The organism is Deinococcota bacterium (genome assembly GCA_030858465.1).
Classification (GTDB): Bacteria; Deinococcota; Deinococci; order Deinococcales; family Trueperaceae; genus JALZLY01.
In genome coordinates this window covers 32,104-44,897 of sequence record JALZLY010000216.1, presented here as the reverse complement: position 1 = coordinate 44,897, position 12,794 = coordinate 32,104, and the positions used below count along the sequence as shown (strand labels likewise).

The 12,794-nt window shown below is 67.0% G+C and carries 7 protein-coding genes; all 7 read right to left on the bottom strand.

Going from position 1 to position 12,794, the window contains the following annotated elements:
• Positions 1-1,233, bottom strand: a 1,233-nt coding sequence (locus M3498_11110; protein ID MDQ3459832.1) for a hypothetical protein, incomplete at its 3' end; no start/stop codon positions are given.
• A gap of 363 nt (positions 1,234-1,596) precedes the next feature.
• On the bottom strand, positions 1,597-3,045 hold the full coding sequence (locus M3498_11105) for a hypothetical protein (GenBank protein ID MDQ3459831.1): 1,449 nt from the start codon (positions 3,043-3,045) through the stop codon (positions 1,597-1,599).
• A gap of 119 nt (positions 3,046-3,164) precedes the next feature.
• On the bottom strand, positions 3,165-6,569 hold the full coding sequence (locus tag M3498_11100; GenBank protein MDQ3459830.1) for a transcriptional regulator: 3,405 nt from the start codon (positions 6,567-6,569) through the stop codon (positions 3,165-3,167).
• Positions 6,570-6,625: 56 nt separating this feature from the next.
• Complete coding sequence (locus M3498_11095; GenBank protein ID MDQ3459829.1) at positions 6,626-7,279, bottom strand: hypothetical protein; 654 nt, start codon at positions 7,277-7,279, stop codon at positions 6,626-6,628.
• Between the two features lie 11 nt (positions 7,280-7,290).
• Positions 7,291-9,762, bottom strand: a complete 2,472-nt coding sequence (locus M3498_11090; GenBank protein ID MDQ3459828.1) for a S8 family serine peptidase — start codon at positions 9,760-9,762, stop codon at positions 7,291-7,293.
• Positions 9,763-9,770: 8 nt separating this feature from the next.
• On the bottom strand, positions 9,771-11,687 hold the full coding sequence (locus M3498_11085) for an Ig domain-containing protein (protein MDQ3459827.1): 1,917 nt from the start codon (positions 11,685-11,687) through the stop codon (positions 9,771-9,773).
• Positions 11,688-11,876: 189 nt separating this feature from the next.
• Positions 11,877-12,731: a hypothetical protein gene (locus M3498_11080; protein MDQ3459826.1), complete on the bottom strand. Its 855-nt coding sequence runs from the start codon at positions 12,729-12,731 to the stop codon at positions 11,877-11,879.
• Positions 12,732-12,794 lie beyond the last annotated feature (63 nt).

Here is a 12,794-nt window from a genome sequence, read left to right as displayed (position 1 = left end):
CTGGGAAAAGACCGAGCTCGTGCGCAAGTCCCCGGCCGGGCTGACGGTTTCGTCGATCTCCAAAAGGGCCGCGGCGAGGCTGAAGCCGATCGCCGCGGCGATGAGGCGCGGCTGGTCCTGGCCACCCTGGCGAATGAGCTCGAGGATGCTCGAGTAGCTGTCCGCCGTGGTCTCCAAAAAGCGCCGGGCGTTCTCAAAGCTCTCGCCCTCTTGAGCCTCCATCTTGTTCACCACCTCGCGGAGGTCGGACGGGTAGATGTCCAGGCTGGCGTGCTGCTGCTCGGAGCCGATGGCGAAAAGGTGCAGCGCGCTATGCGGGTCGAAGGCCTCGCCCTGCCGCCGCCGCACCTCGACGGTGAGCTCGGGCATGATCCACTGAATCGGGAGATAGTCCTCGTTCAAGATGACCGCGGCGAGGTCGCCTGCCGGGCTCTCGAAGCTGACGTAGGAAACCGCCATGCCCTCGTCCGACCTCGTCCCTTGGTAGTAGGCCGCGTTGCCGAGGCGCCGCGAGTAGAAGAGCAGATCGTTCTGGTTGGTGGCGCTCAGCACCAGCGAGGACGCTGCTATGTCCACACACGCGCCAGCTATGCAGCTCTCGCCTGCCGAGCAGCAAACGTCACCGCAGATGTTCTCCTCTGCACAGCAAACGCCGCCCTTGCAACTCTCTCTTTCCGCGCAGCACTTCCCGGCGCAGAGGTATTCCGGCGGACAGGGCGGAGCCCCGCACGGCGCGATGCAGCGCGAGAGCTCCGCCGGAGGATCGCTGCAGCAGCCGCTATTGGGCGCGTCGCAAAAGTAGCCCGCGCCGAGATAGGCGCAGTCGGCACTGCTCGTGCAGAGGGGCAGATAGCAGGTATTCGGCAGCTGACCACAGCGGATGTCTCCCTCGGCGCTCAAGACGCAGAGACAGGTCTCTTCCTCGTTGCAGTACTGACGGCTACCGCAGGCCGAGGCGACAAGGCAAAGCTCGGCGGTCTCGGTCTGGCAGGTGCCGTCGGTGCAGCTTTCGCCAGCTTGACAGCAGGCGTCGCCGCACACGGTCGTCCCCTCGGGACAGGCAGGCTCCGGCGGTCTGCTCGAGCTGCCGCAGCCGACGCCCAAGGTGGTGAGCAGACCGCCGGCAACGGTTACGGAGAGGAGCCTTAGCGCCTCGCGCCGGGACGTCGCCCGCCCGAGGTCGCGGGTGAGGCTGTCGAATATCCCGCCGTCAGGTACCTTGTCTTTTGCCATGATGTCTTTTTCCATGATCCCGCGCTTTCTCGGCAGCTTGCCGTAGGCTATGGGCGGCGTACATGATCATTATGAAACCGGCTTGGAGATGGCTCTTGACCACGTTGTCCTCCTTTGGCCCTTTGGGCCTGAACTTGCCTTTGTTATCTCGATCCCACACAGCGTCAACCGCAAGCCTTGCTTAGCGTCCCTCCTCCCCACAGCCCAGACTCGAGTGGCTAACGTTCTACGCCCTCACAGAGAAGCATGACAAAGCTAGCGTGACTGGCGCGTGACTGGGCTGTGACCGGCAGCAAACCATCAGGGGCGACCCGGTGGATCGCCCCGTGAAAGAACCGTTTAGCTGCTTACGGCGTCAAGTCTTTAAAACTCGCCCTCTTCGGACTCAGGCCCTCCAGGAAAGCCGTAGTTGACGAGGCGAGCCGTAACCAGGTTGAGCAGCGCGTCGCCTTGTGTCTGGCTGCTAGAGGCCAGGCGGCCCGCGGAAACGAGCGAGCCGGTCGTGAAGCCCGCCTCGTTGAGGGCCGCTTGCGTGTCGGCGGGGAAGGTGAAGCTGCCGTCGTCTCGAGCGTAGCAGGCAAAGGACACGGTCTCAGCCTCACCCACTTCGCCTGAGCCGAAGAGCACCACGGCGATATTCGTGCCGTTCGCGCCGCCCGACCAGGTGAAGGTGGTGCCCGTGGTGATGGCGGTGGTGTCTTCCGGCCCGGTCAGGGCAAAGGCGGCCACGCTCGGCAAGGCCACGCCCGCAAAGGCCGGGAAGCCGTCCTCCGCCCCCGGAATGTCGAGGGTCAGGCCGGTATCGGGCAGCGGCGGCGCCGGAGGATTCATGAAGTCCGTGATGTAGCTGTAGAGCGTCTCACCCTCGACTTCGGAGGTCTGGCGCGTCAGGGTGGCGTAGACCGAACCGTTCGCGTTGACGGTCAGCGGGTCTCCGGCGTCTAAAGACCTGCCCTCGAAATCGGGCAGAGGATCAATAGGGCCGGGGCCCTCATCCGTGAGGACAAAGCAAGTGTCCAGCAGGGGCGCGAGAAAGTTGCCGTCACCCGGCACGGACTGATTCGTCTCGATAAAGGAGCCAACGCCGTTCACGAAGGCAAAGCCATTCATCCCGGCAGAAGAACTTTCCGCCAGGAAGACGTTCCCCACCTTGCCGCCGGTGACCACGGCCTCGACGTTCACGGTCGCGGTGGCCGTCACCGAACCCGCGTCGTTGCTGGCGGTCAGGGTGTAGGTCGTCTGCACCGTGGGAGAAACCAGGGCGCTGCCGGTCGCGTCAACCGCGCCGATGCCCTGGTTGATGCTGACGCTGGTCGCATTGGTCACGCTCCAGGACAGGGTGCTCGAGCCGCCGGGCTCAACCGTCACGGGATTGGCGCTAAAGTTCTCGATGGTCGGCGGATCGCCCGACGCGCTCCCCACGGTTACGGTAAAGGTCGCGGTTTTGGGCGTGAGAGAACCGCTGGTGCCGCGCACGGTGAGGGTGTAGGTGTTCGGCGGCACCTCGTCGCCCACGTTGACGGTGAGGGTGCTCGCAGCCGTCGCCGGATTGGGAGTGAAGCTGCCGCTGATCTGGCTGGCTCCGTCTCCCACGACTCCGTCCGGGCCCTCGAGGCTCAGCTGAACCGCGCCGGTAAAGTCCCCGGTGCGGGTGATGGTTACGGTCACCGTGGTGCTGCCGCCCTGCGCGACCGAGCGGCTGCCGGGTTGCACCGTGAGGTCGAAGCCGGGGGTCGGGGTGCCGCCCCCGCCGCAGGCCGACAGCAGCGTTGCCGTCAAGAGAATAATGACTACCACGTAAACGTTGCGCATGCTTTCCTCCTTGTGCTCGCCCCTTCTCAGGGGCGACGGAGCAAGCTTAGGCGGGCGTGCGTGACTGGAGCGTGACTGGGCGTGTTCGCACAGCACCCCGAAGGGACGGCGATCAACAGCTACGAAGGCCAGGCCGCGGGGACGTCGAGGCCGGCGAGGCGAGCAGCCCCCAGGATGGCCTTGTTCACCGGGTTGTCTTCCAGGAAGCTGCGACGGTACTCGAGCGGGACGTCGCGGTCAGCTACGCCTAAGACCCAGTTCACGCACGTTCGAAGGTGGTCGGGAGCCGTGGGATCGTCAAGTGCGGCCAAGACCCGGTAGTGGGTGAAGAGCACTTCGCCGAGGTAAAAGTCGACGGGGTGGCAAGCCTCCAGCAGAACCATGCTTGACTGCACGTGCCGAAGGGCTTCGTCCGCTCTGTCCAGGTCAAGAAGGGCTTGTGCGCAACGGACTTCGGCGGCAATCTGGAGACCGGCGAGCTCGAGCCTCTTGGAGGCCGTCAGCGCTTTGCAGGCAAGCGCATATCCCGCCTCCGGCTCAAGCTGTGGAGCCTGTAGTATCCACAGCTTGCACGAGAGAGATGGTTGCTCGGCCGTGCGTAACAGCTGGTCCAGCTCCCTTAAGGTGTCACCGGGATCCTCTTGTCGGCTTGCCAACAGCTTGGCGCGGAGGAGGAGGGCGTCACTGCGCTTTTGGTGCGTCAGGTTTGGTTGACTGAGGGCAGCCTCGACGTGAGCCTCTGCTTCACGGAAGTTGCCAAGCTCGGTAAACAGCGCGGCGAAGCACCTGTGCATCGGTTCCAGTTCGATTCCATGGCTGTCCAGTTCCCGAACGCGTTCCAGACAGCCTAAGGCATGTCTGTAGCGGTTGAGGTGCTGCCAACAGCAACTCATGGTCAAAAGCACCTTGGGTTGGGCTGTGCCGCCGCCGCCGAACTTCGTGAGCAAAAGATCCGACTCGGCGAGAGTGTGCAGTGCGTCTTGCACGAGACCCAAGGCGAGCTGGCTGGCAGCCGCATTTCTGAGTAACAGGGGCCGCGCCCAGAGTTTTTCGCCCCAGTCTTGAAGCGCTTGGTCGGCGCGGCGATGTAAGGAGACGGCTTCGCGGTGGCGGCCGAGCTGGTCGAAAAGGAGACCCAGGTTCGCGAGAGCGGCAACGGAAGCCTCTTTATGATCCAGCCGCTCGCTCAAGGCGACGAACGTTTGATGTGGCTCGATGGCTTCGGTGATGCGACCTTGTCCGAGCAAGGCGACACCGAGCAACTGCTGAAACTCGGCTTGCAGCAAAAGGTGCCCGGCGGTGACAGCGTAATCGCAACCCATGCGGGCAAGCCGTTCTACCTCGGTAAACCGTTTCGCCAGCAGGTAAAATTCGGCCTGCTTAACCCATACCCTGGCTTGCGTTTCCGGTGTTTGACTGAGGTTTTGCAATTTGTCGAGTACTGCCTGGGACCTTGCGCCCACGTCAAAGCGGCCAAGCAACTCGGCACAAGCTTCTAACGCCTCAAAGGCGCCCTGCTTATCTCCTCGAGCCTCGAGGCCGTTCGCCGCCCGCTCGTAGAATTCGGTAGCTTGAGTGAACTGGAAGGCCTTTTCGGCCTCTTTGGCTGCCTTTAAGAGCCACGGTACCGCTCTTGGTTCATCTCCCGCTTCCACATAGTGCTGGGCAATGCGCGCAGGATTGGCCTCATGAGCCTCGAGATACCCGGCGCAGCGGCGGTGCAGCAGGGCTTTGACGGGCGCCGGGATGGTGGTGAGCGCCGTCTCGTAGAGGAGGTCGTGGCTGAACCTGTCGCCCGCAAGGATATGGCGCGTCTCCAGCTCCCGCCAGCTTGCGGAGAGCTCGAGGGGGGCGGTGTCCAGCAGGTGGGCGGCCAGCTCGAGGTCGAAGTCCTCGCCGGCGACCGCCGCGCTCCACAGGAGCCTGCCGGCTTGGGGCGAGAGGCGCTCCAGGCGCTGGCGAATCAGGTTGCTCACCCGACCGCTTGGGGGCAGCGGCGCGAGCGCCTGAGCGGGGCTGTCGGCGCTCAGCTTGCCCGCTTCATAGAGGCTCTTGACCGTCTCGACGATAAAGAGCGGGTTGCCGCCGGTAAAGCGGCTCAGGGCCTCGCTCAGCCCCGCGCCGGTGGGGAGCTTGAAGCCGTCGACGAGGACGGCGACCGCCCGCTCGTCGAGGGGCTTGAGCTCGATCAGTGCGGCCGTCCCCGCTTCGACCAGCCGCTCGATATAGGCGGCGGCTTCAGCGGCGAGTTCAAAGCTGCGGTAACAGTCGATAAAGCGGGGCAGCCCGCCGGGCCGTCCAAAGGGTGCGTACTTGCCGGTCAGGTAGACGGCGACCTCGCTGCTGGCGAGATCGTAAAAGTGCAGGTCGTCGATGATGGCGGCGGCCAGACCCCGCAAGCCCAACAGGAGCAGCTCGCCTTGGGCGTCGAAAAAGCGCAGCTTGTCGGTCTCGCTCGCCAGGGGCGGAGGCGCTTCGCCCTGCTCGAGCTCGGGCAGGAGCCGCGACAGCTCGACGCGCAGCCAGGGCTCGAGCCCTAGCTCGGGTCGCGCCGCTAAGATCTGCCGCCAAGCGCGGGCGTTGGCGGCATAGGGCACGGCCGCGTCGCCGGGGCGCCCGGAAAAGCGCAGGTAAGGCCCTTTGGACGCGGCGAAGTCGTGCGCCAGCCGGGTCTTGCCCAGCCCCGCTTCGCCCGCGATAAAGATGAACTGGCCCGCGTCCCAGGCCTCCTCGAGCCTCTCCCAGTCCTCTTCCCGGCCCGCCAGGACGGGCGGCCGCTGGATCGCCAGCGGAATCGGCCGGCGCGCCCCGGCGACCGGCTTGGGCAACAGGCCGCCCGCCGCGATCTCATCGGCCAGCCGCAGCGTCTCGGGCAGCGGCTCGACGCCCAGTTCGCGCCGCAGCAGCTCGCGGCAACGCGCAAAGGCCGCGAGCGCGGCGGCGCGGTCGCCCGAGAGGTAGTGCAGGCGCATGAGTTGGCGCTGCGCCTCCTCCGAGACCGGGTCCTGGGCGACGAGCGCGGCGGCGAGGCCGAGCGCGCCCTGAACGTCGCCCTGGCTCTCGAGGCGGCTCATCTCGCCGCTCAGGGCCTCCCGCCTCAGCTTCAGCAGCGTTTCGCGTTCGGCGAAAAGCCAGTCGGCAAAGTCCGGGAGGTCGTCGTAGTCGAAGGGGGCGAGGAGTTCGCCGAAGAGCGCCAGGGCCTCGCGGTTGGCGCCGGAAAACATCAGCACCTTGAACCGCGCCGCGTCCGCCTGGACGGCGGCGCCGAGCTGCAAGACGTCGCCGCCCGTCACCAGCTGCTCAGCCGTATCGGCACGCAAGCGGTGCAGACACTGCCTCAAGTTGCCGCGGGCCTTGTCTTCGGGCCGGTCGGGCCAGAAGAGCCCGGCCAGCCTGGACCGCGATGCCTGCCCCTCGAGCGCCAGATAGGTCAAGAGCGCCGCCGTCTTGCGCTCGAGGGCAAGCCGCTTGCCCTCTCCCTCGAGGCAGACCTCGCCGAGCACCCGCAACTGCCAGGTGGTCATGACAAGAGTATAGGGCAAAGGCCCCGTGGAGGTAGTACGTCATCGTTTTGGCCTTGCTAGGGCCTTGCGGCACAGCCTGCCGGAAGCTCGAGGCCGGCTACCTCGGTGAGTTCGTAGCTCCAAATGGTCGTCTCCTCGCCGCGTCTGCCCCTGATCTCGTACTTGACGAGGGTGCCGCCCTCCCGCGCCAGCCACAGCTCCCCTTCCAGCGCGTCGTAGTTGGGGCTGTAAGGGGGCGGGTCGAGCGTGTAGCGGTCGGCGAGGATGCCGCCCACGCTCTCACCTGCCGCTGCGAGCGTCGCGCTCTTGAAGCCCGTGGTGTCGGCGACGCCGATCATGGGCTCGAGCTCCCGAAACTCGGGCATGGGCTGGCAGATGGCCTCGCCGCCCTCTGGCGCGGCGTAGAAGACGGCCTGGCCGCCGACCTGGTAGCTGGCCCTGCTGAAGTTTTGGGGGGCGCCGAAGCGTTCCCGCGCGTGCCGGTCGCCCAGGGCGGTCAGCTCGTTTATCCACTCGTAAATCTCCTGCTGCCCCTGCGCGCCCTCTCTCACCATCACATAGTGCTGGCGGTAGGCCGGCAAGTTCTCCAGGCCCCTAGACACGTCGCTCAAGTAGACGTCCGCGCCGTACTCGAGGTTGAGGGTTGGAGGCTGGGCGGAGGCCATGCCAAGCAAGGCAAAGACGATCAAGACAAGGCTGAAAAGTTGCATGTTCTATCCTTTCACTGCCTTTTCAGGCGCTCGAGCCAGCCCCTGTCGAAGCTCGGGTCGAAGCTCAGGTCGAAGCTCAGCCCGCTGCTCGGCGCGCTCACCAGCCGGCTGATCGCAAAGTCGATGTCGCTCACGCCCTGGCCGGGAACCGCGGCGACAGTCTCCGGGTATTCGCCGTAGTAGTCGCCCGCGTCGATCTCATCGTTGTCGTTCTCGTCGGACCAGGCCACCACGTAGTGCTCGCCGGGCGGCACCGCCAGGGTATAGCTGGTGATGACGCCCTGGCTCCCCTGGAAGCCGGTCAGGACGAAGTCTCCCCCGGCCTCCTGGAAAGCCACCACCACCATCGGCCCCAGCGGACCTGCCGGCGGCGCGCTCCCCTTGCGGAAGAGGACGGGCAGGCGGAACTCCTCGGCGCCGGTCCCAACCACCAAGTCGAGGCGGTAGGAGCCGTCCGCGGCCGCCTGTGAGCGGTCCACGCCGACGACAGTGCTGACGCTGCCGCCCGCGGGGAGGCTGCCGCTCGCCGGCGCCCCCTCGCCTAGGTAGAGGACCCCGTCTAGAACGTCACCGGGGTTGCCGGCAGCGGGCTCGTAACCGACGATCTCCCAGCCGAGGCTCGAGCCGCTGCGGTTGGTGAGGGTCAGGGCGAGCTCCTCCGAGGAGGCGGCAAAGTCCAGCGGGTCGGGGTTGAAGACGAGCCCCTCCGCGGGCGGCGGTCCGCTGCTCACCGCCGTGACGGCCGCGTGCGCGTCGATCAGGCCGGCGCCACAAAACGCCGGAGGATGGCCCGCGCAGGCGTTGCCGGTCAGGGGCCGGGCCATCACCTTGAGGACGCTCAGGATCTCGGCGGCGGTGAGCGTGGGCTCGAGGCCCTTCATGAGCGCCGCCACGCCGGCCACGTGCGGCGCGGCCATCGAGGTGCCCTGGCTGAAGCTGTAGCCGAACTCCCCGCTGCTGTCATCGAAGCCGAGGCTGAGGACGCCATCGGGAAAACCGTCGCCGCTCAGGTCCACCCGCACGTCGCCGCCCGGCGCCATGACGTCGATGCGCTCGCCGTAGTTGCTGTAGTGGGCGCGCTGCCCCAGGTAGTCGGTGGCGCCCACGGTGACGACGCCGCTGCAGTTGGCCGGATAGAAGCCCCCCGCGTCGGCATTCTCGTTGCCGGCGGCGACCACGACCACGGCTCCGCGCGCCAGGACCTGGTTGAAGGCCTCCTGCTCAAAGGCGCCGCAGCGGCCCGGTCCCCCGAGGCTCAAGTTGAGGACGGCGGCGGGGTTGGCGTTCTCCGGCACCCCGGCGACCCCGAGGCCCGCCGCCCAGAGCAGGCCTTCCATGATGTCCACGGTGGTGCCGCCCTCCAAACCCAGCACCCGCACCGGCAGAATCCGAGCGCTCCAGTCCACCCCGGCACCGCCAAGCCCGTTGTCCGTCGCGGCGGCGATCGTCCCCGCCACGTGGCTGCCGTGATAGCCGGTCAACGCGGCGGGACCAGGGTCGTAAGGGTCGGCGTCGCGCCCGTCGCCGTCGGCGGCGTTCTTGGGGTCCGAGATGAAGTCGTAGCCCGGCAGCACCTTGCCGGCCAGATCGGGGTGCGAGGCGGCGGCGCCCTCCCGGTAGAGGATGCCCGAGTCGAGCACGGCCACGACCGTCCCCGCGCCCGTCCCCACACCCGTAGTGACGTCCCAGGCGGCGGGCAGATTGATGGCGGGGTAGTGCCACTGGAGGGGATAGAACTCGTCGTTAGGGGTCTTGAAGGGCCGCCACAGATAGTTGGGCTGGGCGTAGAGCACGTCGTCGCGGGCGTTCAGCGCGCGGACCAGCTCGAGCGTCTCCTCCTCGTCCAGGCCCGTGGTCCGGTAGAGCTGCGCCGAGGCGAAGGCCAGCGGGCGGACGCGCTGGAGTTCGAGCCCGTTCACGCTGAGGCTAGAGAGCGACTGCGCGCTGAGCGACCCGAACCTGACGATGACCTCGCCGGGCACGAAGGCCGACTCGGCGCTCACCTCGGCGCCGGTCGCCCGGCTGAGGTTCGCCAGCGCCCTGACGAGGCTCGAGCTCCCAGTCCCGGCGACGCCGACGGTGCCGGAGATGCTCGTCGCGCCGGCCGCCTCGACCGTGAGGCTGAGCGTCGCGCTGTCGCTGAGACCGCCGCTACTGCCGACGACCGTGAGGCTGTGCTGGCCGGGCGCCGCGCCCTCGCCGGCCGTGAGCGTCAGGGTGGCGCTCGCCGACCCCCCGGCGACGATGACCGGAGGGGCGCTGACGCCCGCCGGCGGCGACGCCAGCGATACGGCGACGTCGCTGCCGAAGCCGCCCGTCCGGCTCAGGACGACCGTCACCGCGGCGCTGCCCCCCCGAGCCACGGCGAGGCTGGGGGGCGAAAGCTCGAGGCTGAAGTCGGGCGGAGGCTCACCGCCGCCGGGGCCGGGGCAGGCGGTGAGGAGGAGGCTCAGGGCGAGGTAAAAACTTGCAAACTTGCGCATGCCGCCTCCTAGGGTTGGTTGAACTGGGCGTAGCGCGCCAGCCGGTAGTTGGTCCTCACGCTGCCGCCACAGAACTCGGTGTGACTGGCCTCGTAGCCGATGCGCGGATTGCCGGCGCTATCGAGGGCCAGCAGGTAGTCGACGAGCGTCCAGCCGGCAAACGCACAGCCGGTGCTGGGGTCGACCGGCCAGCTCTTGTCGACCTCACCGCCCGAGTCGAAGACCAGGCTCTGCCAGGACGACCCCGATGCCTCGCAGTCAGCGCTGCACCAGGCGTAGACCCCACCCGTTCCCGCACCGTCGAAGACCAGGCGCGGCCGGTTCTGGCCGTCGAGCGCCAGGTCCACGTCCATGCCCTGGTCTTGCCCAAAGCCCAGCTGGTAGCCGTCCCAGTTGTCGCCGTTGCTGCAAGACGTGTTGCACCAGATGTAGTAGAGCGCCTTTCCTGCCAGCCCCCGCTCCGCGTCCAGGTCGCCCGTGTAGAGGACCATGCGAGGGCGGCCCGCCGCGTCGAGCTTCATGGCAAAGGTGCCGACCGTCGGCTCGAGGGCGAACAGGGGCGTCTCCGTCCAGCCAGCCGCGTTGTCGCAGCCGGCGTTGCACTCGAGGTAACCCACGAACGGCACGTCTTGCCCGTTGACCTCGTAGTAGTCGTAGAAGGCGAGGCGGGGCTGGCCCGCGGGCGTCAGGGCCAGCATCGGGCGCTGGAGGACGTAGGGGCTGAGCCGCAGCCTGCGCCAGTTGGCGCCGTCCGTGCAGGAGGCGTCGCAGTAGACGTAGAAGGTGCCGTTCTCTGCTTCGATATGCGAGTTCTTGTAGGTGTAGACAAAGCGGGGTCGCCCTTGTGCGTCGAGCGCGAGGAGGCGCTTGCTCGTCTCGGTGAGGTCCTGGCCCGTCGGGATGGTGGTCAGCGTCCACGCCGAGGCGTCGGTGCAGTTGGCATTGCACTCGGCGTAGCGAAAGGCCTGATAGACGTCCCAAAGCATCCTGGGCCGGCCCTGAGGGTCGAGGACGAGGTTCACCTCGAAAGCGGATTCTCTGGCGCCGAGCGCGACCAGCGTGAACCTGCTCGCCTCGGTGCAGTCTCCGGGGCAGTAGCCGTAGAACATCGGGTGATCGTCTGAGGCGCTGGCAAAGTCGTGCGCCACGTGAACGCCGCCCGCGGCGTCCACGGCGACCTTCGGCGCCTCGGTGTTGTAGATGGTGTCGCCCATCTGGACGAAGGGGAGAAAGAAGGTGCTGATGGCACCGCCCCCGCCGCCGTCAGCCGTGACCCTCACCGTGGCCTTGGCGCTCACCGAGCCCGCCGCGTTGGTGGCGGTGAGGGTGTACTCCGTGGTCTGGGCAGGCGATACCGCTGTGCTCGAGCCCGTCACCGCGCCCACGCCCTGATCTATGACGAGGCCGGTCGCGCCCGTTACGCTCCAGGAAAGCGTGCTCGCCTGGCCGGGAGCGATGGTCGCCGGGTCGGCAGCGAAGGCGTGGATGATCGGCCGCTCACCACTGCCGTTATTGCCGCCGTTATTGCCGCCGCCCTCACCGACCGTCAAAGCGAGCGAGGCCATCCGGCTCACGTTGCCGCTCGAGCCCTGGACCGTCAGTGAAGCGGGGCCGCTGGCGGCGCTGCTCGCGGCGCTGAGCGTCAGCTCGGCGCTCACCGCGTCGGCGGGAATCGTCAGGGGCGCGGCGCTGATGCCAGCAGGAGGATTGTGCAGCGAGACGCTCACGGCGCCGGTGAAGCCACCCGAGCGCTCGAGCGTGACCGTGGTGGTGGCGACGGCGCCCCTAGCGACGCTCAAGCTGGCGGGCGTGAGGGAAAGCTGGAAGTCGCCACTGCCCGGCGGCGCGGAGGTGCCGCCGTTGCAGGCGGCGAGAAACGCCGCCACCAGCACCACGAGCAGGGTCAAGTTGCCTCTTATTTTCATCTTCTCCTACCTCCTGTATTCCCTTGCAAGAACCGTGAGAGCAGGCTAGTCGAGGAGGCGTGACTGGAGCGTGACCGGCCCGAACAGGGTGAATCGGCACGATGCAGTGTCCGCTCGCGTGGACAAGAGCCAGAGAGCAAACCGGCAAGCATCAGGCTCAGCGCTAGAAGCTTAAAATGCATCGCTCGCTCAGTCTCCCCGATAAAAGATCGATGCTTCAGGGTATTCCGGGTCGATGTCGAGGAGGCCATCTCCACCTAGCCTTAAGTTCGTCACCTCGAGAACTGTCGAGCCGTACTCGTCCTTGTCTATGCTCCAGAGGAGATACCTGGTCTCGAGCGGGTCATCGCGCTCGTAGTTCCAGGACTCGTTGCAGGTGTCCTGGCTCTTGAACTTGTTGACTCCCTGCCTGAGCATCATCACCCGGTCCTCGGTCAAGACCGTTCCCGCCTCGTAGGCGAAGATGGTGGTGGTGCAGGCGTACACGCTCGACTGCATCATGCCGCTGTACTCGTAGCGGCCGTCCGGGTAGAAGGTGTAGCTGAAGCCGCTACCCGTCGGCGGCGCCCAGGCACCGCTGTTCGGGTCGTAGTACTGCGTGGCCGAGCCAGACCCTTGCGACCAACCGCCCAGCAACTGGCTGGGAGGTCTCGCCGCGCCCCCTGGGGGCGCCGCCTCTCCAAAGCGAAGCTCGATACCTTCGGCCGGAGGGGTGATCAGGCTGGGCTCGGTGCCGCCTTGATAGAAGACGAGCTCGTGCTCGCCCATCTCGCCATCGCCATCACCGTCTTGCCAGGCGATGAGCAGATACGGCCCGGCGCTCAAGCCCTCGAGCCGGTAAGGGGCGCTGGTGCCGCTGTGACGAATCTCGACGTGGCCGCTTCGCGCCTCGTCGCAGCCGCCAGCGCTCGGGTAGCAGGCGATGACGACTGTCCCGGCAACGCCTCGTGGCGCAAAGACCGTGCCCGCGATGAAGCTTTCGTTTTGCGCCAGGCCGGGCATGAGGGCCATGAACGCCAGGGTCAGGCTTAATCTTCTCGTCACGTCAGGTCTCCCCTCGTCTCACCGAGAGGATAGGAAAAGGAGCGTGACTGGAGCGTGACTGGC